Below are 20,141 nucleotides of genomic sequence, written 5' to 3'. Positions count from 1 at the left end.
CGCGCCTCTCGTGCTAGCATTTAAAGCTGGTAATACCAGTGGTGAGCACCATGAACGAAGCGGATGAGAGCAAACGAAAACTGGCGGATGTGGTCGTGGAGCGTATCGAGGCGTTGATCGTCGACGGCGTGCTGAAGGTGGGACAGACGCTGCCGTCTGAGCGGCGGCTGACGGAAAAGCTCGGCGTGTCCCGCACCGCGCTACGCGAAGGTCTGAAGATACTGCGAGCGAGAGGATTGATCGAAACGTCGCAGGGCAAGGGCTCGTTCGTCGCCAGGCTGACGGCGGAGCCCGCGCAGACACCGATGATGCATCTGCTCGGATCGCAGCCGCGCACGCTCTACGATCTGCTGGAAGTGCGCGAGATGCTGGAAGCGGAGGCGGCGCGCCTCGCCGCGCTGCGCGGCACGCAGGCCGATCACATCATGATCCGGCGGCGCTATGAAGAACTCGTCGCGGCGGATACGCACGACACGGATGCATCGACGCACGCGCGGCTCGATCACGCGTTTCATCTGGCGATCTGCGAGGCGTCGCACAATGCGGTGCTCGTGCATACGCTCGGCATGTTGAACGATCTGATGCTGAGCGCGGTCTTCGCGTCGGTGAACAATCTATATCACCGCGAGCCGCAGAAGCGGCTGATCGATCGTCAGCATGCGCGGCTCTACAACGCGGTGACGGGCAAGCTGCCGGAGCAGGCGCGCCGTGCAGCGAGCCAGCATGTCAAGAGCGTGCGCGAGAGTCTCGCGGAGATCGAGCGCGAGGAAGAACGGCTCGTGCGCTCGACATTGCGGCTGGAAGGCTGGGCCTGAAGACGTCGGCTGTGTCGGCTGCGTCGGCTCCGTCGTCTATTACGGCGCGAGCCAGCCGCGCCGGATCGGCCACGACAGCAGCTTGCGATAAAGCGCGATCAGCAGGCGCATCAACGCATCGCCCGCACGTGCCCAGAGCGGCGCAATGAACGCATAGGCCACGCACGCGGCGCCTACCGCGCCCAGCATATCGAGCGGAAAATGCACGCCGATACGCACACGCGCCCATGCGATTGCCACGCCCGCGAGCGTGACCAGCAGACCGCAACGCCACAGTCCGCCAAGCAGAAATGTCAGCGCGACGCTCGCGAACAAGGTCGCATGGTCGCTCGGAAACGACGAATCCGGCGCGTGTTCGATGAACGTATGGCCAAGACCGATCATGAACGGCCGTGGATGCATCCACACCAGGCCGATCAGCTGATTGAACCCGAGCGCGAGGAGCGCGACGCAACATGCGCGAACGGCGGCGCTTCGCTGATGGCGATCGCCGAGCAGCCACAGCAGCACGAGCAGCACCGGGATCAGATAAAGGAAGTCGTTGGCGATGGCCAGCGCGATATCGATCTGCCATTGCGGCGTATCGGGCGTCGCGTTGATCGAGAGAAACCACGCCTGGTTCAGCGCTTCGAGTGTATTCATGCGGCAGGTTCGCGGGCTACGAAGGATGGGGCAATCGTAGCGGGCGAACCTTATGCGAGACTTAGCACAACGCGATCGCCGCGCGCAGACCCAACAGATAGCTTTCCACGCCGAACCCGCAAATCTGCCCCTTCACGACTTCCGCGAAGACGGAGTGATGCCTGAACGGCTCGCGCGCATGAATGTTCGACATATGGATCTCGACAACGGGACACTCGAGTATGGCGAGCGCATCGCGGATGCCGTAGCTGTAATGCGTCCACGCGCCCGCATTGATCAGCACCGCGTCTTGCTGCTCTTCGAACGCGCGATGAATGCGCTCGCACATTGCGCCTTCGCTGTTGGTCTGAAAAGATTCGATCGTTACGCCGAGTTCGGCCGCAAGCGCTTGCAAACGCTCATCTATCTGTCCGAGCGTGATCGTGCCGTATTGCACGGGATCGCGCTTGCCGAACATGTTGTGATTGACGCCGTGAAGCATCAGGACTTTTTTCATCTGTGTGTTCCTCGGATACTTATTCGAGCGGCACGGTGAGACGGTCGATCACGGATCGCGTCTCGGGCCGCACGCCGCGCCACCATGCAAACGCTTCGGCGGCCTGCTCGACCAGCATGCCGACGCCATCGGCGATGCCGAGCACACCCGCATTGCGCGCGAGGCGCAGGAACGGCGTGAGCCGCTTGCCGTAAGCGAGTTCGTACGCCGTGCCGCGTGGACTGAACACGCTCGGAGCGACCGGCGGAAGCTCGCCCGTGAGACTCGCCGAAGTCGCGTTGACGACGAGATCAAAACTGCCCATGGCTTCGAGTTCGTTGTAGCCGCAGGCGCGCAGCGGCACGTTCGCGCCGACTTGCGACACGAGGCGCTTCGCCTTGCCGTAGTCGCGATTCGCGATGACCAGCTCCTTCGGACCCGCTGACAGAAACGGCAGCAATGCGCCGCGCGCCGCGCCGCCCGCGCCGAGCAGCAGCACGCGCTTGCCGGCGAGCGGCATGTTCAGATTCACTTCGATATCGCGCAGCAGCCCCACGCCGTCGAAGTTCTCCGCGACGATGCGCCCGTTCTCGAACTTGAGCGCATTCGCCGCGCCCGCGAGCGTCGCGCGTTCGCTGCGTTCATCGGACATAGCAAAGGCTTCGAGCTTGAAGGGCGCGGTGATGTTGATGCCTTTCGCGCCGCTCGCGATGAACGCGCGCACGGTGTCGCCGAAGCCGTCGCGCGGCGCTTCGATTGCTTCGTACGCGATATCCTGTTGCGTAACCTCCGCGAAAAGCCCATGAATCAGGGGAGATTTCGTATGTCCGATCGGATTGCCTATCACGGCATAGCGGTCAGTCATGATTGGCCTCGCTTCGAATAAAGCACGCCTTCGGTCTGCATCGCGTCGATATCGGCCTCGCTGAAACCGAGCGTGCGCGCGATCTCGGCGTTGTGTTGACCGAGGTCGGGCGCGACATCGCGAATCGTCGTGTCGCAGTCGGAGAAACGGAACGGCAGGTTGGGCATGCGCAGCTTGCCGTATCGCGGATGCTCCTGCTCGATCACCATCCCGCGCGCGGCAATCTGCGGGTCGTTGATCACTTCGTCGATGCGTTGCACCTTCGCGCATGGCACGTCGATGCCATCGAGCAACTCGAGCACTTGCGCTACCGAACGGCCTGCGACCCACGGTTCGACGACCGAGAGAATCTCCTTGCGATTCGTATTGCGGCCATCGAGATGATGCAAACGCGTATCCGCGCCGAAGCCTTTCGGTCCGCCATACGTTTCGATCAATGCGGCAAAGCGCTTCCATGCATCGTCCACTTGCGCGGCGATCACGAGATCCCCATCGGCTGCGCGGAACACGCCGTAGAGCGTGGATGTTGGCATGTCGTGACCCGTCTGCTCGGGCAACACGCCTTGCAGCGTGTAGCACTGCACCGCGTATTCGTGCATCGACACGAGCGTGTCGTAGAGCGCCATGTCGATATGCTGACCGCGGCCGCTCCTCTCGCGGCCGAGCAGCGCCGCATTGATGGCCGCGACCGCGTGAATGCCGGTGTACATATCGCCGAGCGAAATGCGCAGCAGCGGCGGACGTTCGCCCGGCGTGCCGATCATCTGCATGATGCCGCTCTTTGCCTCCGCGATGAGGCCGAAGCCCGCGCGATGCGCGTCCGGGCCGGTATGTCCATAAGCCGAGATCGAGCAATAGACGAGCTTCGGGTTGCGCGCGGACAGTTCTTCATAACCGAGCCCGAGCTTCTTCAGCGCGCCCGGCCGGTAGTTTTCTATGAACACATCCGCAGAATCGCACAGACGCTGCATGAACGCCTTGCCGCGTGGGTCTTTCATGTCGACGCTCACGCCGCGCTTGCCCATGTTGAGCTGGAGGAAGTAGCCGCTTTGTTCGTCATCGAGCACGGTGGCGTGCTGGCGTCCCGCATCGCCGCTGCCGGGACGCTCGACCTTGATCACTTCCGCGCCGAGCGCGGCGAGACAGCGGCCCACATACGGACCCGCGAGAAAGTGGCTGTAGTCGACGACGCGAATGCCTTCGAGTGGACGTGCCTGCATCAGAGCGCTCCCGGACGGCGCGGCACCATCAGACGATGTTCGCCACGTTGAACGGTCTCGCCGTTCTGATTGATCAGCTCCGACGGCAGCACGACGATGCCCCAGCCAGGACGGCTCTTGCTCGCGCGCATTGCGCCGACGCGAAACTTCACATGCAGCACGTCGTTCACCTTGATCGGCAGAAGAAAGTCCCACGTCCAGCCGAGCGACATGCCCGGCAGAAAGCGATAATCGCTCTGCGTCTTGAGCCCATCGGCGATGGAAAGACCGAACAAGCCATGCGCGACGATGCAACCGAAGTGACTCGCATTGGCATAGTCCTCGTCGACGTGAACCGGCGTGTGGTCGCCGGTCAGCTCGGCATACGCGAGAATGCGCGCCTTCGTTACGGTGTAGGTCGGGCTCACGCACACGTCGCCTTCGGTGGCGTCGTCCCAGTACTTTTCGATGATCGTCACGTTCACGCCTCCGCGCGCGGGTCGATGGCCAGTGCCCGCGCGACACACGCGGCAGGTCTGGCCTGAATGAATTCGATGGCAAGGCCATCGGGAAGACGCAGCCAGTTGCGTCCTTGCGGCATCTCGCTCACGGCGTATCGATGCGCGGCGCTCAGTGCGGCTTCGAGGTCTTCGCACATCACGCCGAGATGCGCGAGGCGTCCTTCGGGCGCCGTGTATTGCGGGTCGTGAATGAATTGCATGCCGCCGAGCGTCCAGTACTGACGCGGCGCTTCGCGCGTGCCGTCGACTTCGCGCATCGTCATGCCGAGCACGTCCTCGAAGAAACGGATGTGCCAGTGAATGTCCTTCACCCAGATCGCGACGTGTTCCAGATAAGCCTTCGGCGCGTTCATGCCGCTGTCTCCTGTTGTTGTCTATCGGCCATCGCGCGCTCGACGCCCTTGATGCACGACACGAGCGTCGCGTTGACAGGCGTCGGCACGCCGTGACGCTGCCCCCAGCGCACGACCGAGCCGTTGATGAAGTCGATTTCCGTGATCGAGCCGCGTTCGAGGCTCTGCAGCATGGAGGTCTTGAACGAGGACGGCAGGCCATCGGCGGCGAGCGTCCATGCGTCTTCGGGGGCACGCGTCGCGAGCGTGACGCCGGCGGATTTCGCGACCGTCATCGCTTCTTCGACCGCGGCGAGCGCGGTCGCCTTGAGCAGCGGCTCGCGATAGAGCTGTCCGTATGTGAGACCGGTGAGTCCCGTCAGCGCGCCGGTCGCGACATTGACGAGCAGCTTGTCCCACATCGTGCCGACGATGTTGTCGCTGACCGTGGTGATGAGCCCGGCATCGTTGAAGACGCGCGCGATAGCGTTCGCGCGCTGCGAGACGCGGCCATCGAGTTCGCCTATGTAGGTCGCTTTGCCCGCGACGCCCGACTGAATATGCCCCGCGCCCAGCAGCACGCCGCCGACATAAGTCTTGCCCGCCATCACGCGTTCACGTCCGACGATATCGGCGAGCACGTCCTCGTGCCCCAGTCCGTTCTGCAGCGAAAGCACGACCGTTTCAGGACCGACGAGCGCGAGCGCGCCGCGCATCGCCGATTCGGTGTGAAAGGACTTGACCAGCACGACGACGACATCGACAGGTCCGGCTTCCTCGGCGCGCGTCGTTGCACGCACGGCGATGGTTCGCGAACCGTTGGCGTCGTCGACTCGCAGACCTTCGCGGCGCATTGCGTTCACGTGCTCCGCATCGCGGTTCAGCAGCCAGGTTTCGTTTCCGGCTTCGGTCAGCGCGGCGCCGATGGCGCAACCCAGCGCGCCTGCTCCCAATATTGCGATCTTCAATGGCGTCTCCTTGAGATGAAGATCACGATACGGGCGTGGCATCATTCCGGCAATGCAATGGCTACAATGGCGTCATTGCCATACGCAATAATGAGAAAGCGCCGTGGATACGACAGAACTCCCCGATATCAAGCTTCTGCAGCTCTTCGATCTTCTCTACGACGTGCGCAGCGTCACCCGCGTGGCGGAGCAGCTCGGCCAGAGCCAGCCGACCATCAGCATCTGGCTCGGCAGGCTGCGTGAGCACTTGCAGGACCCGCTCTTCATCCGCACGCCGGGCGGCATGGCGCCGACGCCGCAAGCCGATGCGCTCATCGGCACGTGCCGCGAAATTCTCGAATCGCTGCGGCGCTTCACGGCGTGGGAAATCGCCTTCGACTCAGCCACCGCACAGAGGCGCTTCCGCATTTGCATGACCGATGCGAGCCACGTCACGCTATTGCCGCGTCTGCTCGCGCACATGCGCGCGCAGGCGCCGGGCATTCGTCTGGAAGCCGCGCGCATCGACGGCAACACCGAGCGCGCGCTGGAATCGGGCGAGGCGGATCTCGCCATCGGCTATGTGCCGTGGCTTTCCGGCGGCATCTATCAGCAGCAGTTGTATGAGCAGGACTGGGTGTGCCTGACGAACCGGCATCATCCGCGGCTGCGCGCGAGATTGAGCGCGAAGCAATATCGCGCGGAAGGGCATGTGGGCATCGCGGCGGGAACGGGCGCGCAACTGCTCGATCAGGCGCTCGCGCGGGAGCACGTCGAGCGGCGCGTCGTGCTGGAATTGCCGGGGTTTCTTGGATTGGGCGCAATCATCCAGACGACGGATCTGATCGCCACATTGCCGCGCCATATCGGCGAAACGCTCGCGCGCGCGAACGATCTCGCCGTGCACACTTGTCCGATTCCCGTCGATAGCTTCGCCGTGCGTCAGCACTGGCACGCGCGCTATCACCATGAAGCAGGCAATCGCTGGCTGCGCGGCGTGGTGTCTCAGCTATTCGGTTCACGATGATCGACGCCCACGAGCCGCGCGCCAAGCCGCTTCGCCAGCGCCTCGCCGCCTTGCTGCATCACGTAGTCGTGGTTCCATCTGAAGAGTGGACGCGCGACGGGCGCAAGCAGGTTCATCCAGCCGCGTCCGGTGCGCACGCGCCACTCGTATCGCACGATGGTGACCTCATCGCGCGATGAAAACCGCCAGCGCCCCGAGCCTTGCACATCGCCGCTCGCTTCGCCTTCGAGCAGCACGAGCGGCTCGACGCGCGTGACACGCATGTCGAAGCGCACGCGATACGGCAAGCGCCCCTTCCACGTATAACGATGCAACGCGCCGACGCCATCGTCCGCGCCGCTCTCCACTTCGATCACGCGCTCGACACACGTCCACCATTGCGGCCATGCGGCCGGATCGTGAATGGCGTCCCATACTTCGTGAAGCGGGGCTTCGATCTTCCAGACGGTAACGAATCGATATTCGCTCGCGCGCACGATCGCCTCCCGATCGCTTATTTCGTCTTCGAGTTCTGTGCGATGGCTTCGTCGGTTTCCCAGCCGCCGCCCAACGCGCGGAAGAGATTCACCTGATCCACGGCGACTTGTCCTTCGGCGGCCGCGACTTGCGCCGCGACGCCGGTGAGCGTGCGCGTCGCATCGAGATCGTTGAGGAAGGACTCGCGTCCCGCGCGATACAGCCGGTTCGTTTCATCGGCCGATTGGATCGCCGACTTGTACGCGGTGCGCAATGCATCGGCGCGCGTGGTGTCGGATGCGTAGACCGCGAGGCTGCTCTGCGTTTCCTGCAATGCCTTCAGCACGACGCCGTCGAAGCGCGCGAGCGCGCCGCTCGTCGCCGCTTCGGCCTGATGCACGCGCGCGCGCTGACCGTTGATCGGAAAGGTCCAGCTGATGAGGGGCCCGAATGCCCAGCGGTTCGTATTCGCGCCGAACAGGTCCTCCGCGATACCGACCGATCCCACCGATGCGCCGATGCTCACCGATGGATACAACGCCGCTGTCGCAACGCCGATGCGCGCCGTCGACGACGCGAGCTGGCGCTCGGCCTGCCGCACATCGGGGCGGCGCTTGAGCAGCGCGGCGCCATCGCCGACGGGAATGGGCGCGCGCAGCTTCGGCAGCTTCTGGCAGGCGAGGGCGGCTTTGGGCAAGTCCGATGGCGCACTTGCGAGCAGCATCGCGAGCCGGTATTGCGCGACACGCCGGCGCGCGACGAAGCGCGGGATATCGGCGGCGAGCGTATCGGCTTGCGTCTGTCCGCGCGTGACTTCCGATTGATTGCCGCGGCCCGCATCGCGCAGACGCTGCGTGAGCTTCACGCGCTCCTTCTGCAACGCGAGCGACTTCCGCGCGATCTCGAGCTCTTCCGCCGCCGAGCACGATTCGACATACGCGTGCACGACATCCGCGACCACCGTGACACGCGCGAGATCCTGCGCTGCCTCGACGGCTTCATCGTCCGCGTTCGCCGCTTCCACGCCGCGCCTGAGCTTGCCGAAGAGATCGATCTCATACGAGATGGAGAGATCGAGCGCGCCTTCGTTGACGACGGGAAGCTTCTCCGTCAACAGATATTGTTCCGCCGATTCCTGCGCGCGCTGAAACGCAGCCGATGCCTTGCCGGAGAATCCGCCCTGCTTGTTCGCGAACTCGACTTCGGCGCGCGAGCGCGCGAGATTCGCCGCCGCGACGCGCAGATCCGTGTTCGATGCGAGCGCCTGCGTCACGAGCTGATCGACGACGGGATCGTCATACAGACGCCACCATTTCGCGGGCACCGCGCCTTGCGTGACGGGTGCCTGATCGACGCCGTCGATGGCCGCGTTCGCATACGGCGCGTTGGCGGCGGCGCTGTCGGGCAGCTTGTAGTCGGGGCCGACGGTCGTGCAGCCGAAGAGCGCGAACGCCGATGACGCCGCGATGGCGATCGCTTTCATGACGCGCAGGCCGTTCATTGCGATGCGCCCCGTACGCCCGACACGCTGGAAGTCGGCGCGGGCGCGGACGCGGGAGACGTCTCCGACGCCGCGCGCCTGCCGATCTTCGGCCCGATGCCGCGCACCGACACCGTCGCCGTGCGGCCCGCGATCATGCGGAAGTCCGCCGGAATTTCATCGAGCGTCACGCGCACGGGAATGCGCTGCGCGAGACGCACCCAACTGAACGCGGGGTTCACGTTCGGCAGGAGACTCGGGCTTTGCTGACGGTCGCGGTCCTCGATTGCCGCGACGATGCTCTGCACATGACCGCGCAGGATGTTCGGCTCGCCCATGACCTGGATATCGACGGGCTGGCCGATATCGATGCCGCGCAGCTTCGTTTCCTCGAAATAGCCATCCACCCGGAACGAATGCATGTCGACGACCGAGAGCACCGCGCGTCCCGCCGCGACGTATTCGCCGGCGCGCGGCGCGCGATCGTTCAGATAACCATCGACGGGACTGAGTATCTCCGTGCGTTGCAGATTGAGGCGCGCGGTATCGATCGCGACTTCGGCATCGGCGAGCGCGGCCGTCGCCTGCTCGACGCGCGAATGCGTTTCTTCGACGACTTCACGCGCGACGAGATTGCCGAGCGCGCGATTGCGCGCATCTTCGCGGCGCGCCTGATCGAGCGTCGCGCGGCGTTGCTGCGCGGTGGCCTGCGCGTTGCGCAACGTGAGCGCATAGCGTGCCGGATCGATCACGAAGAGCACATCGCCTTTTTTGACCTGCTGATTGTCGACGACCTTCACCTCGGTGATGAGACCGGATACGTCGGGCGCGACCTGGATCACATCGGCGCGCACGTGGCCGTCGCGCGTCCACGGCGCGAACATGTAGTAGTCGACGAGCTTCCACAACACGACCGCCGCGATCGCGACGACGATGAGCGTAAGCAATATCTGCCCGAGAGAGAACCAGGTTTTTTTCACGAGATGAGCCGCTGCGAAACGATGACGACAACGCCCAGCACCAGAACATAGATGCCGAGATCGAAAATGGAACGGTGCCACACGAAACGATAAAAGCCGACGCGCGCGAGCACGGTGCGGATCGCCAGATTCACGAGATAGGCAATGAACATCAGTACGAGCACGGCGGGCACGAACACGCCGAGAATGTCGATTTCGCCGATCATGTGTGGCGTTCCGATGAATGAAGAGAGACGAGCATCATGCCGGCTCCGCGCGCGGTGGCGTTCCGTTGGCGGTGTCCGGCTGCGCTTGCGTCGCGGGCGGATGCAGCGACAGACGCATGCCGACGAGCGCATGCAGCGTATCGCGCAGCCACTTCTGCGCGACGACATCGGCGCTCGGCGATTGCGCGATCGCGCGTGACGTGACCTGGGCGCTCGTCGCGTCGATGCGGCGGATCAGTTCGGGCGGCACGGGTTGGCGCGTGCGTCGCGCGATGCATTGCTCGAAGTAGCGGCGCAACGCGTCGAGCACATCGTCGATAGAAGTCTGCAATTCCGCGGGAAGCTTGGAGCGCGTGCGGCGCAGATCGAGCGCATTCAACGCGACGCGGAAATCGCGGAAGCTTTCGATCGACGGATGACGATGCGAGTCCGTCGCCGCATGACGCGGCAGCAATTGCATCAGACGGTCGAGCATGCGCGCATAGAGATTGCGCTGATCCTCGATCACGACCGACGACGACGCGCTCAGCACGATATCCGCCCACGCCGAACGCGTGAGCCGCTCGGCGGCGAGTTCCGCGCCGAAGGGACGCGTTGTGCGCGTCCACAGATAAGCGAAGAGCAGGCCCGCGACGCCCGCGAGGTTGCTGTTGAGAAACACGAAGAAGTTCGCTTCGTACGCGCTCTGAATGCTGATGAACGTGGCCGTGTTCACCGCGACGAGCATCGTGACGAGACTGAAGCGCGGGTTCGTGGTCAGCGTGCCGATGACGAGGAACGGTCCCGCGAAAATCACGACGAGCATCGCGAAGTCATGCACGTTCGGCAGCACGACGAACACGTAGAGCCCGGCGAGCACCACGCTCATGCACGTTGCCACGAAGAACTTGAAGAGCTGCGGCGCCGGTTCGTCGAGCGCGGCGAAGAAGCAGCAGGACACGGCGGCGAGCGCCACGGCGGAGGCGCCGTCGTTCCAGCCCGACTCGATCCAAAGCCCGCACGCGACGATGATCGCGCTCACCGCGACGGCCGTCGAAAACAGCATCATGCCGCGATCGAAGAAGCGCGCCGTGCCGCCGAGACGCCAGTGCCGAAAGTGCGGACGCCATTCGCTCGACTCGTTGAGAATGGCCGCGCGCAGCGCGCGAATGTCCTGCCATACGTCGACAACCTGACCGAGACGCCACAGCGCATTCGACAGCAGCGCACCGTCCATGGTCGCGAGCGCTTCGACCGATGGCCGCATCGCCGCGATGCGCTCACGCAGCGCGTCCGGTTCGGGTGCGTTCTGCACGTCGACTTCACTGCGCGGCACGGGCGCGCTCACCCATGCCGCGACATCCTTGAGCAGCGCCTCCAGACCTTCCGGATGCTTGCCGTGCTTGTCGATCAGTTCGATCAGGGGATCCGCCATCGACGAAATCAGCGGCAGGAAGATCTGCATGCGGCCCTGCAACGCACGCGCGCGCCGCACGATATCGGGCCGCGTGTGATCGTAGGTCAGCTGGCTCAGCAGAAGCTCCAGACCGTTGACGGTCGCCGCGAGCCGCTGGCGCGCCGCCGAGATCGATGCGCCCGCGATATGCCCCGAAAGCGTCTCGCTCGCGTAAAACGAGGCGTCGCGGAACCACGCGTCCGTTCGTGCGATGAGCGTGGGCGCGAGGCGGCTCGGAAACACCACGCTGCCAACGATGCTCGCCACCATGATGCCGAGCAGAATCTCCTCGGTGCGCGTGATCGCGAGATCGAACACGCTCGCCGGATTGGTCACGGTGGGCAGCGCGATCAGCGGCAGCGTGTAGCCCGCCAGCAGAAACACGTAGCTGCGCGCGGTGCGATCGAACATCGAGAGATAGAGCAGCGTGCCCGTCCACAGCGCGACGATCACACTGAACAGAAACGGCGACTCGACGAAAGGCGGCACGATGAGCACGGCGCCCGCCGCGCCGATCATCGTGCCGAGCGCGCGATAGAGCGCCTTCGAGCGCGTCGCGCCGACGAACGGATTCGAGACGATATAGACGGTCGCCATGGCCCAGTAGGGACGCGGCAATTCGAGCGCGAGCGCAATATAGAGCGCGATCATCGCGGCGGCGAAGGTCTTGGCGGAAAAGAGCCACTCGCGCGCGGAAGGGAAGGACATGGCGCTATGCTCCGCGCTTTCCGGCGGACCGGACCGGCTTCGCGGATTCGTCGACCGCTTCGAGGGCGGCGAGCAGTTTCGCATCCGGCGACGCGCTGAACGCGTTGAGCACGCGCAGCGTCGTTTCCAGATCTTCGCGTGACACGCCCTTCAGGAGCCGCGCGCGCAGCGTGACGAGGCGCTCTTCCATGCGCGCCGTGACGGCGCGGCCTTCATCGGTGAGCGTGATGGTCTTGGCGCGCTTGTCTTCGGGATCTTCGTCGCGGCGCACGAGGCCGGCCGCGCAAAGCTGATCGAGCAGCCGCACGAGCGACGGCCCTTCGATGCCGACATGCTCCGCGAGCGTCACCTGACGCACCGCCTCGCCGAGCCGGTTGGCCGTGAGCAATGGCACGGCGCATGCTTCCGACACGCCGTAAGAGGCGAGCACGCCGTGGCTCGTGCGGCGCCAGCGTCGCGCGGCCAGCACGAGCGTGCTGCTCACGGAGCGGCGCAGTATGTCGAGATGGGTCATGCGGCCGGATTATAACGAGAAGCTTATTCGTTAGCATCCTATCGACCTATGATTTTTCTTTCAGATTGCGTACGTTACAGGCGGCCGGGTACGCGAATTGTCGTGCTATCTTTTCGGCTGGACCCTTCCGCACGCGCCGCCATGCCGATCACCTATCTTCGAGGACTGACCTCGCCGAGCCGCACCGATTCCGCCAACCGGCGCCTGGGCTGCGCGCTTGCTTTCGTCGCGGGCGCGGCCAACGCGGGCGGCTTTCTCGCGGTGGGCCAATATACGTCGCACATGTCGGGGCTCGTCTCGTCGATCGCCGATAACCTCGTGCTCGGCCAGATGGCGTTCGTCTTCTCCGCGATCGGCGCGGTCGGCGCATTTCTCTGCGGCGCGGCGACTTCCGCGATGCTCATCAACTGGGGACGGCAGCGGCGCGCGCATAGCGTTTTCGCCACGCCGCTTCTTCTCGAAGCGCTGCTTCTGCTCGTATTCGGCGTCCTCGGCGCGAATCTGGAGGCGCATCGCGTGTGGGACGTGCCGCTGACCGTCGCACTGCTGTGCTTCGTGATGGGCCTGCAGAACGCGATGATCACGAAGATCTCGAAGGCCGAGATCCGAACGACGCACGTGACGGGGCTCGTCACGGATATCGGCATCGAGATCGGCAAGAGTCTTTACTGGAACCGTGGCATCGCGCGCGATGACGCCGCTTATGTGCGCGCCAATCACGCGCGTCTCGCGCTGCTGAGCTCGCTCTTCGCGATGTTCATCCTCGGCGGCTTCGCGGGCGCGATCGGCTTCGCGCACCTGGGTTTCGCGACCACCGTGCCGCTCGCCGCGCTGCTCCTGCTGTTCTCGTCCGTGCCGCTCGCGGACGATCTCGCCGCGGGCAGGCGTCGCGCGCGGCAGTAGCTGCCGGTCTCCTTCCAATCAAACCAATCAGAAGCGAAGGATCGATTCGATGAAGTCTCGTGCGCCGATTCTTTTGGCGGCAGCCATTTTTTCTTTTGGCGTCATGTCCGGCGCCGCTCATGCAGAAGATGCAACGGCGATCAGGGCGACCGTCGATCAGACTATCAAGCCGCTGATGGCGCAGCACAATATCGCGGGCATGGCCGTGGGCGTCGTCGTGAACGGCGAGCCTTATGTGTTCGATTACGGCGTGGCGTCGAAGGCGGCGAAGCAGCCCGTCATGCGCGATACGCTCTTCGAGCTCGGCTCGATCAGCAAGACCTTCACCGCGACGCTCGCGTCCTATGCGCAAATAAAGGGCGATCTCTCGCTGAGCGATCCGGTGGGCAAACATCTTCCGGCACTTGCGGGAAGCGATTTCGGCAAGGTGACGCTGCTCGATCTCGGCACGCACACGCCGGGCGGTCTGCCGTTGCAGGTGCCCGATGATGTCCATAACGAAGACGAGCTGATGCGGTACTTCAAAACGTGGCGCGCGGCGCAACCGCCCGGCACGATCCGCACGTATGCGAATCCCGGTATCGGCACGCTCGGTTTGATCACGGCGAAGAGCATGCGGCAGGACTTCGACGCGCTGATGGAGACGCGTCTCTTCCCCGCGCTAGGCCTGAAGCGCAGCTATATGCACGTGCCCGCGTCGAAGCAGCGCGACTATGCGCAGGGTTACGCGAAGGACGATGCGCCGATTCGCATGAAAGGCGGCGTGCTGTCCTCGGAGGCCTACGGCGTGCGCTCGACGGCCGCCGACATGACGCGCTTTCTGCAAATCAATATGCACATGGTCCGCATCGATCCGGTGTTCCAGCGCGCTGTCGATGCCACGCATACCGGCTATTTCAAGGCCGGTCCGCTGACGCAGGACCTGATCTGGGAGCAGTATCCGTATCCCGTCGCGTTGCAGTCGCTGCTGGATGGAAACTCTGCGTCGATGATCCTGAACGCGACGCCCGTCACCCGGATCGATCCGCCGCAAGCCCCGCGCGATGACGTGTGGATCAACAAGACCGGCTCGACCAACGGCTTCGGCGCGTATGTCGCGTTCGTGCCGAAGCAGCGCGTGGGCATCGTGATGCTGGCGAATCGCAATATCCCGAACGAGGCGCGCGTGCAGGCCGCGTACGCGATCATCACGTCGCTGGCCGGCGCGCGATAGATAACGCGCGATGAGAATCGATCCCTACAGTCTCGAACTTTTCATCTCGGTCGTCGAGGAGGGATCGATCGCGCGCGCCGCGAGCCGCAGCCATATTGCGCCTTCGGCGTTGAGCAGGCGCATCGCCGATCTCGAAGCGGCCATCGGCGTCGCGCTTCTCATTCGCTCGCCTTCGGGCGTGCAACTGACCGAAGCGGGACAGCATGCGTATGCGAGCGCGCGTTCCATTCACGGCCAGCTCGAAAGCATGGCGCGTGAAGTTCAGTCGATGAGCGGGCAGATCGCGGGTGTCGTGCGCCTGCATGCGAACGCTTCGGCTATCGTGGGCTTCTTGCCCGAGCGGCTGACGTTGTTCAAGGCGCGTTATCCGCTCGTCGAGATCGCGCTGACCGAGCAGATCAGCGATGAAGTGATCCGCGCCTGTCTCGACGATCGCGCGGACGTTGGCATATCGGCGAGCAGCAAGACCCCCGCGGGCCTGGATACATGGCATTTCGCCGACGACCCGCTGATGGTCGTCCTGCCGCCCGGCCATGAACTGGCGCAAGCCGATGCGTTGAGCTTCGCGGAAGTCACGCGCTTTCCACTCGTCGCGTTGCAGGCTGGCGGCTCGCTCGATCAGACTTTGAAGGAACACGCCGATGCCGCGCGCCTGCCGCTCAACGTGACGGTCACCGTCAACAGCTTCGACGCGCAGTGCCGCATGGTGGAGGCGGGTCTCGGCATCGGCATCGTGCCGACAAGCGCGGCTTCCGCGTTCGCGGGCTCGCGCAGCTTCGTGCGCGTTCCCTTGCGCGAGACGTGGGGCAGCGGCCGATGCCTGCATGTGCATGCGCCGCGCAAGTCCTCGCGTCTGAAGGCGGTGCAGGCGCTGATCGATACCCTTATCGATCCCCCTATCGATAGCGAGGGTTAACGCGGACATCGCGTCTCGCGATGCCCCCCGTGTCGAAGCAACACTTCGTGCACGCGCGGGTGTGCGTCTAGATTGACATCGAAGGAGAATGCGATGGCCAATCTGGATGTGAGCGGGCGAATCCTGTTTCTGTGCGCCGACCCGGCGAAAGTCGAGCGTCAGCTCGCGGGCGAAGACCTGAGGCTCGACGAAGCGGGCGCGCTGCGCGATGACGTTTCCACTGACGAGATCACGCCGATCAGCGTGCTCACGCGCTTCGACGAGCGGCTCGGCCAGTGTCCGTATGTGGGCTTTCATGCGGGCGGGCGCAACCCCATCGGCCATGACGCGGTGCGCGCGGGCGGCTTTCAGGTGACCGTCGCGGGCAATCGCTACGGCAAGGGTTCGTCGCGCGAACATAGTCCGCTCGCCGAATATCACGCGGGCATTCGTCTCGTGATCGCGCGCAGCTTCGAGCGCATCTATCGGCAGAACGCGGACAATCTCGGGCTGTTCACATCGACGGATTTCGGTTTGATCGCGCGCATCCGGCGCGGCGAGGCGATCGATATCGATGAGCTCGTCGCGGGCCGCGATCCGCTGGCCGCCGCGATCCTGAAGAGCGGCGGCCTGCTTCGCTACGGCAAGTTGCATATGCAGCGAGTGAATGTCGGCCAAGCATCGAACGATGACACGCCGCGCACGCTCGTCGAAAAGATTCTCGCGCGCCATGCATTGACGACCGATGTGACGAACGCATCGCTGGAGCCGGGCAACGGCATCTTCGTGCGCGCGGACTGGCGCTTCGTCCACGAGTATTACACCGGCATGGCGGCGCATATGCTGCACGCGACCTTCGGCCGTCCTTTGACGCTGCACGAGCCGCGCCGCATGCTCGCGTTCGAGGATCATCTTTCGTATTCGCATCGCAGCGAACTGCATATCAGGAACGGCCTGCTGCCGAACGTGCGCGAGTTGTCGGAGGCGCATCGCGCATTCGCGCGCGACTACGACGTGCGCAATCACGGCTATCTGAACGAGACCGAAAGCACGATCGACGAAGGCTCGGAAGGCATCTCGCACGCAATGATGGCCGAGCGTTACGCGTTGCCGGGGCAGGTCGTCGCCGGAACGGATTCGCATACGCCGCATAGCGGCGCGCTGGGATGCGTCGCGTTCGGCGTCGGCACGACGGACATGGCGAATGCGTTCGTCACCGGTGCGGTGCGCATGACGGTGCCGCAGTCCTTGCGTATCGAGTTGCATGGGCCCATTCCCGCGGGCGTGACGGCAAAGGACATCGTGCTGCATCTTCTGGCCGATGCGCGCATTCGCGCCGGCGCGGGCGTGGGCAAGGTGTTCGAGTTCGCGGGCACGGCCATCGCACGCCTTTCGACCGACGAGCGCACGACGCTCACCAACATGACAGCGGAACTCGGCGGCTTCACGGGCATCGTCGCGCCAGACGATGAAACCGTGCGCTTCCTGAAGGAACGTCGCGGCATCGACTTCACGGTCGAGCCGTGGATGCGCAGCGACGAAGGCGCGCGCTACGCCGATGTGATCGAGATCGATTGCGCGCGTCTCACGCCGATGCTCGCGGCGCCCGGCGATCCGGGCAACGGCATCGCGCTTCAGTCGCTCGATGACCGGCCGCGCATCGATATCGCGTACGGCGGCTCATGCACGGCGGGCAAGCGCGAGGACTTCGATCACTATCATGACGTGCTTTCGTGGGCCGCCGCGCGCGGCCTGCGCGTGCCGGATCACGTGAAGCTGTATCTGCAATTCGGCACGCAGGACGTGCGCGACTATTGCATCGCGCAAGGCTATGTCGATGCCTTCGAGCGCGTCGGCGCGATCCTGCTTCAGCCTTCGTGCGGTGCGTGCGCGAACTGCGGGCCGGGGTCATCGACGGACGCGGAGCAGATCACCATCAGCGCGATCAATCGAAATTTTCCGGGCCGCTCGGGGCCGGGGAAAGTGTGGCTCGCGAGCCCGCCCACGGTCGCGGCGAGCGCGCTTTTGGGCAGCATCGCATCGTTCGAGGAACTGCAGCAGCGCTTCATGAATTAAGCACGATCGAGCCGCCATCGATGCGGCATCAAAATACATACAGGAGACAGCAATGGCCATCATGCAGGGCACTTCGCGTCTGCACGACGCAGCCGGCCGCGCGCTAACGGATGCGCCCGCCATCGCGGATACGGCAGGAATCTCGGCACGGCTCGACCGGCTTCCCGCGACGCGCGCGGTGTGGAAGCTCGTGTTTCTCTTGAGCCTCGGATTCTTCTTCGAGCTCTACGATCTGCTCTTCACAGGCTATATCGCGCCGGGGCTCGTGAAGAGCGGCATTCTCACCTCGACGACAGCGGGCCTGTTCGGCACGACCGGCGTCGCGAGCTTCATCGCCGCGTTGTTCTGCGGGCTGTTCATCGGCACGATCGCGTGCGGCTTTCTTGCGGACCGCTATGGACGCCGCGCGATCTTCACGTATTCGCTGCTCTGGTATGTCGCCGCGAATACGGTGATGGCGTTTCAGGACACCGCGCACTGGCTCAACTTCTGGCGCTTCGTCTCGGGGCTGGGCATTGGCGTGGAGCTCGTGACCATCGGCACGTACATGTCGGAACTCGCGCCAAAGCATCTGCGCGGCAGGGCGTTCGCGGTGTGTCAGGCCATCGGCTTCTCCGCCGTGCCCGTGGTCGCGTTCCTTTCCTATCTGCTCGTGCCGCGCGCGCCGTTCGGTTTCGACGGCTGGCGCTGGGTCGCGCTGGCGGGCGGCGTGAGCGCGCTATTCGTCTGGTATTTCCGCCGCAATCTGCCGGAAAGCCCGCGCTGGCTCGCGAGCAAGGGCCGCGTCGATGAAGCCGATGCGGTCCTGCGCAAGCTCGAAGACAAGGTTGCGCTTCAATACGGCAAGCCGCTGCCCGCGCCGGGGCCGTCCGATCCCATCGCGAGGAAAGCCGGTTTCGCCGATATGTGGAAGCCGCCGTATCGCAAGCGCACGGTAATGCTGATCATCTTCCATATCTTCCAGACGGTGGGCTTCTACGGCTTCGCGAACTGGGTGCCGACCTTGCTAGTCAAGCAGGGCGTGACGGTGACGTCGAGCCTGCTCTATACGACCGTCATCGGGCTGGCAGCGCCCATCGGGCCCTTGCTCGGCTACTGGATCGCCGATCGTTTCGAACGCAAGCATGTGATCGTGTTCATGGCGGGCGTGAATATCGTCGCGGGCCTGCTGTTCAGTCAGGCGTCGGCGGCCGCGATGATCGTCGTGCTCGGCATCACGCTCACGCTCGCGGGCAACATCATTTCGTTCACGTATCACACGTATCAGCAGGAGCTTTATCCGACGTCGATACGCGCGCGCGCAGTGGGCTTCGTGTATTCATGGAGCCGCTTGTCCGCGGTGTTCAGTTCATTCGTGATCGCGTTCGTGCTGAAGGAGGCGGGCGTGACCGGCGTGTTCGGCTTCATCGCGGGCGCGATGCTGCTCGTGATGCTGTCCATCGGTTTGATGGGTCCGCGCACGCTCGGCAGATCGCTCGAAAGCATTTCTCATTGACCTAAGCGCCGCAGGCGTGAATCAGGAATTGCTGCACGGCAGTGGCGGGGGCGTCCAGCACGGCGCCCTTGCGCCAGATCATGCCCGCTTCCATATGAGGAATGGCATCGTTGACGGGCCGCGCCTCGATTCGCTTGCCTTCGAGCGACCACGGCCGAAACACCATATCCGATAGCACGGTGACGCCGAAGCCGTGCGCCACCAGTCCACGCAGCGCCTCCATCGAACTCGTGCGAAATGCGATGTTCGGTTCGAGGCGCTTCTTGTGCCAATAGCGCATCGTGGATTGCTCGCCTTCGTCGACGGTAATCAGAATGTAGGGATGCGCGGCGATATCCTTCAGCGACACCGCATGCTGCTGCGCGAGCGGATGCGAAGGCGCAACCCACAATTGCCGCCGCGAGCGCATCAAGACCTGACTGTCGAAACGCTGCGGGCGCTGCAGATTCGATAGCAGCACGACGCCGATATCCACATCCCCATTCGCGACAGCTTCCTCGATCTGCGGCCGTTCCATATCGCGCAGATCGAAATCGATGAACGGATACGTCGCACGAAAGCGCGCGAGCAGTTCCGGCAAAAAATACCCGAGCACCGTGTAAGACGCCGCGATGCGAGCGACGCCGCGCATATCGTGTGCGCGAAACGGCGGCATGTGCATCGCGTCACGGGCGGCGTCGAGCACGCGGCGCGCGTGGTTATGAAAATCCTGACCATCGGGCGTGAGCGCGACGCCTTGCGGCAGGCGCTCGAACAACTTCGTGCCGAGCGCGCTTTCGAGTGCCAGAACCGCATTCGTGATCGCCGATTGCGAAACGTGCTCGTTCGCCGCCGCCATCGAGAACTGGCCGGTTTGCGCGGCGGCCACGAAATAGCGCAATTGCCGGAGCGTGAGATCGAAGGCCATCTGATTTTCGAATACCAGAGTTGTTTATTCATGATTTTACGATAGCAAAT

21 protein-coding genes are annotated in these 20,141 nt (G+C 64.1%); 7 read left to right on the top strand and 14 right to left on the bottom strand.

Annotated features, from left to right (window positions below; translation table 11 throughout):
* The first annotated feature begins 50 nt into the window (after nt 1-50).
* On the top strand, nt 51-815 hold the full coding sequence (gene glcC / locus AC1Z32_RS04315; RefSeq protein ID WP_483477460.1) for a transcriptional regulator GlcC: 765 nt from the start codon (nt 51-53) through the stop codon (nt 813-815).
* A 39-nt stretch (nt 816-854) separates the two neighbouring features.
* On the opposite strand, the gene AC1Z32_RS04310 is transcribed toward glcC, so the two are convergent.
* From AC1Z32_RS04310 to AC1Z32_RS04280, 7 genes are all read right to left on the bottom strand, one after another.
* The gene (locus AC1Z32_RS04310) at nt 855-1,457 is read right to left on the bottom strand and encodes a phosphatase PAP2 family protein (RefSeq protein WP_483477459.1); all 603 of its coding nucleotides are present in this window, start codon (nt 1,455-1,457) and stop codon (nt 855-857) included.
* A gap of 61 nt (nt 1,458-1,518) precedes the next feature.
* Nucleotides 1,519-1,953 carry a type II 3-dehydroquinate dehydratase gene (gene aroQ, locus AC1Z32_RS04305; protein ID WP_483477458.1) on the bottom strand — a complete coding sequence of 145 codons (435 nt, stop codon included), beginning with the start codon at nt 1,951-1,953 and terminating at the stop codon, nt 1,519-1,521.
* 19 nt (nt 1,954-1,972) lie between these two features.
* The gene (gene aroE / locus AC1Z32_RS04300; RefSeq protein ID WP_483477457.1) at nt 1,973-2,797 is read right to left on the bottom strand and encodes a shikimate dehydrogenase; all 825 of its coding nucleotides are present in this window, start codon (nt 2,795-2,797) and stop codon (nt 1,973-1,975) included.
* Nucleotides 2,794-4,017, bottom strand: a complete 1,224-nt coding sequence (locus AC1Z32_RS04295; RefSeq protein ID WP_483477456.1) for a CaiB/BaiF CoA transferase family protein — start codon at nt 4,015-4,017, stop codon at nt 2,794-2,796. Before AC1Z32_RS04295 ends, aroE begins: the two co-directional genes overlap by 4 nt.
* Nucleotides 4,017-4,475, bottom strand: coding sequence for a MaoC family dehydratase (locus AC1Z32_RS04290; RefSeq protein WP_483477455.1), 459 nt, complete (start codon nt 4,473-4,475; stop codon nt 4,017-4,019). Before AC1Z32_RS04290 ends, AC1Z32_RS04295 begins: the two co-directional genes overlap by 1 nt.
* 2 nt (nt 4,476-4,477) lie before the next feature.
* Nucleotides 4,478-4,870 carry a VOC family protein gene (locus AC1Z32_RS04285; protein WP_483477454.1) on the bottom strand — a complete coding sequence of 131 codons (393 nt, stop codon included), beginning with the start codon at nt 4,868-4,870 and terminating at the stop codon, nt 4,478-4,480.
* Entirely contained in the window at nt 4,867-5,817 is a 951-nt protein-coding gene (locus AC1Z32_RS04280; protein ID WP_483477453.1) for a ketopantoate reductase family protein, read from the bottom strand. The genes AC1Z32_RS04285 and AC1Z32_RS04280 overlap by 4 nt, the downstream gene beginning before the upstream one ends.
* 103 nt (nt 5,818-5,920) lie before the next feature.
* On the opposite strand from AC1Z32_RS04280, the gene AC1Z32_RS04275 reads away from it, so the two are divergent.
* Nucleotides 5,921-6,823: a LysR family transcriptional regulator gene (locus tag AC1Z32_RS04275; RefSeq protein ID WP_483477452.1), complete on the top strand. Its 903-nt coding sequence runs from the start codon at nt 5,921-5,923 to the stop codon at nt 6,821-6,823.
* Here AC1Z32_RS04275 and AC1Z32_RS04270 read toward each other — a convergent pair.
* The 6 genes from AC1Z32_RS04270 to AC1Z32_RS04245 are packed head-to-tail and all read right to left on the bottom strand — an operon-like array spanning nt 6,802 to nt 12,602.
* Nucleotides 6,802-7,299, bottom strand: coding sequence for an SRPBCC family protein (locus AC1Z32_RS04270; RefSeq protein WP_483477451.1), 498 nt, complete (start codon nt 7,297-7,299; stop codon nt 6,802-6,804). The two genes, AC1Z32_RS04275 and AC1Z32_RS04270, sit on opposite strands and share 22 nt — an antisense overlap.
* A gap of 17 nt (nt 7,300-7,316) precedes the next feature.
* The gene (locus AC1Z32_RS04265) at nt 7,317-8,762 is read right to left on the bottom strand and encodes an efflux transporter outer membrane subunit (RefSeq protein ID WP_483477450.1); all 1,446 of its coding nucleotides are present in this window, start codon (nt 8,760-8,762) and stop codon (nt 7,317-7,319) included.
* Nucleotides 8,763-8,776: 14 nt separating this feature from the next.
* Nucleotides 8,777-9,739: an efflux RND transporter periplasmic adaptor subunit gene (locus AC1Z32_RS04260; RefSeq protein WP_483477449.1), complete on the bottom strand. Its 963-nt coding sequence runs from the start codon at nt 9,737-9,739 to the stop codon at nt 8,777-8,779.
* Nucleotides 9,736-9,945, bottom strand: coding sequence for a DUF1656 domain-containing protein (locus AC1Z32_RS04255; protein ID WP_061159180.1), 210 nt, complete (start codon nt 9,943-9,945; stop codon nt 9,736-9,738). The genes AC1Z32_RS04260 and AC1Z32_RS04255 overlap by 4 nt, the downstream gene beginning before the upstream one ends.
* Nucleotides 9,946-9,979: 34 nt before the next feature.
* The gene (locus AC1Z32_RS04250) at nt 9,980-12,088 is read right to left on the bottom strand and encodes an FUSC family protein (protein WP_483477448.1); all 2,109 of its coding nucleotides are present in this window, start codon (nt 12,086-12,088) and stop codon (nt 9,980-9,982) included.
* Between the two features lie 4 nt (nt 12,089-12,092).
* On the bottom strand, nt 12,093-12,602 hold the full coding sequence (locus AC1Z32_RS04245; protein ID WP_483477447.1) for a MarR family winged helix-turn-helix transcriptional regulator: 510 nt from the start codon (nt 12,600-12,602) through the stop codon (nt 12,093-12,095).
* A 141-nt stretch (nt 12,603-12,743) separates the two neighbouring features.
* Here AC1Z32_RS04245 and AC1Z32_RS04240 point away from each other — a divergent pair, with 141 nt between their 5' ends.
* The 5 genes from AC1Z32_RS04240 (at nt 12,744) to AC1Z32_RS04220 (ending at nt 19,184) form a co-directional block, all read left to right on the top strand.
* Complete coding sequence (locus AC1Z32_RS04240) at nt 12,744-13,505, top strand: YoaK family protein (protein ID WP_483477446.1); 762 nt, start codon at nt 12,744-12,746, stop codon at nt 13,503-13,505.
* Nucleotides 13,506-13,554: 49 nt separating this feature from the next.
* Entirely contained in the window at nt 13,555-14,718 is a 1,164-nt protein-coding gene (ampC, locus tag AC1Z32_RS04235; protein ID WP_483477445.1) for a class C beta-lactamase, read from the top strand.
* Nucleotides 14,719-14,728: 10 nt separating this feature from the next.
* Nucleotides 14,729-15,634 carry a LysR family transcriptional regulator gene (locus tag AC1Z32_RS04230; RefSeq protein WP_483477444.1) on the top strand — a complete coding sequence of 302 codons (906 nt, stop codon included), beginning with the start codon at nt 14,729-14,731 and terminating at the stop codon, nt 15,632-15,634.
* Nucleotides 15,635-15,727: 93 nt separating this feature from the next.
* On the top strand, nt 15,728-17,689 hold the full coding sequence (locus tag AC1Z32_RS04225) for an aconitase family protein (RefSeq protein ID WP_483477443.1): 1,962 nt from the start codon (nt 15,728-15,730) through the stop codon (nt 17,687-17,689).
* Between the two features lie 52 nt (nt 17,690-17,741).
* Nucleotides 17,742-19,184 carry an MFS transporter gene (locus AC1Z32_RS04220; protein ID WP_483477442.1) on the top strand — a complete coding sequence of 481 codons (1,443 nt, stop codon included), beginning with the start codon at nt 17,742-17,744 and terminating at the stop codon, nt 19,182-19,184.
* Nucleotide 19,185: 1 nt separating this feature from the next.
* Here the strand turns inward: AC1Z32_RS04220 and AC1Z32_RS04215 are convergent, their stop codons facing one another.
* Nucleotides 19,186-20,091 (bottom strand): LysR family transcriptional regulator, encoded by a 906-nt coding sequence (locus AC1Z32_RS04215; RefSeq protein ID WP_483477441.1) that lies wholly within the window; start codon nt 20,089-20,091, stop codon nt 19,186-19,188.
* Nucleotides 20,092-20,141 lie beyond the last annotated feature (50 nt).

The sequence above is a fragment of the Caballeronia sp. 11_S32 genome, from assembly GCF_056930355.1.
This window is presented reverse-complemented; position numbering and strand designations above follow the sequence as displayed.

What these genes read in the sequence shown, in the direction of transcription:
- ampC (WP_483477445.1), top strand. Translation starts at nt 13,555, where the DNA reads ATGAAGTCTCGTGCGCCGATTCTTTTGGCGGCAGCCATTTTTTCTTTT.
- glcC (WP_483477460.1), top strand. Translation starts at nt 51, where the DNA reads ATGAACGAAGCGGATGAGAGCAAACGAAAACTGGCGGATGTGGTCGTG.
- aroQ (WP_483477458.1), bottom strand. Translation starts at nt 1,953, where the DNA reads ATGAAAAAAGTCCTGATGCTTCACGGCGTCAATCACAACATGTTCGGC.
- AC1Z32_RS04250 (WP_483477448.1), bottom strand. Translation starts at nt 12,088, where the DNA reads ATGTCCTTCCCTTCCGCGCGCGAGTGGCTCTTTTCCGCCAAGACCTTC.
- AC1Z32_RS04230 (WP_483477444.1), top strand. Translation starts at nt 14,729, where the DNA reads ATGAGAATCGATCCCTACAGTCTCGAACTTTTCATCTCGGTCGTCGAG.
- AC1Z32_RS04240 (WP_483477446.1), top strand. Translation starts at nt 12,744, where the DNA reads ATGCCGATCACCTATCTTCGAGGACTGACCTCGCCGAGCCGCACCGAT.
- AC1Z32_RS04245 (WP_483477447.1), bottom strand. Translation starts at nt 12,602, where the DNA reads ATGACCCATCTCGACATACTGCGCCGCTCCGTGAGCAGCACGCTCGTG.
- AC1Z32_RS04220 (WP_483477442.1), top strand. Translation starts at nt 17,742, where the DNA reads ATGGCCATCATGCAGGGCACTTCGCGTCTGCACGACGCAGCCGGCCGC.
- AC1Z32_RS04225 (WP_483477443.1), top strand. Translation starts at nt 15,728, where the DNA reads ATGGCCAATCTGGATGTGAGCGGGCGAATCCTGTTTCTGTGCGCCGAC.
- aroE (WP_483477457.1), bottom strand. Translation starts at nt 2,797, where the DNA reads ATGACTGACCGCTATGCCGTGATAGGCAATCCGATCGGACATACGAAA.
- AC1Z32_RS04295 (WP_483477456.1), bottom strand. Translation starts at nt 4,017, where the DNA reads ATGCAGGCACGTCCACTCGAAGGCATTCGCGTCGTCGACTACAGCCAC.
- AC1Z32_RS04255 (WP_061159180.1), bottom strand. Translation starts at nt 9,945, where the DNA reads ATGATCGGCGAAATCGACATTCTCGGCGTGTTCGTGCCCGCCGTGCTC.
- AC1Z32_RS04310 (WP_483477459.1), bottom strand. Translation starts at nt 1,457, where the DNA reads ATGAATACACTCGAAGCGCTGAACCAGGCGTGGTTTCTCTCGATCAAC.
- AC1Z32_RS04265 (WP_483477450.1), bottom strand. Translation starts at nt 8,762, where the DNA reads ATGAAAGCGATCGCCATCGCGGCGTCATCGGCGTTCGCGCTCTTCGGC.
- AC1Z32_RS04285 (WP_483477454.1), bottom strand. Translation starts at nt 4,870, where the DNA reads ATGAACGCGCCGAAGGCTTATCTGGAACACGTCGCGATCTGGGTGAAG.
- AC1Z32_RS04215 (WP_483477441.1), bottom strand. Translation starts at nt 20,091, where the DNA reads ATGGCCTTCGATCTCACGCTCCGGCAATTGCGCTATTTCGTGGCCGCC.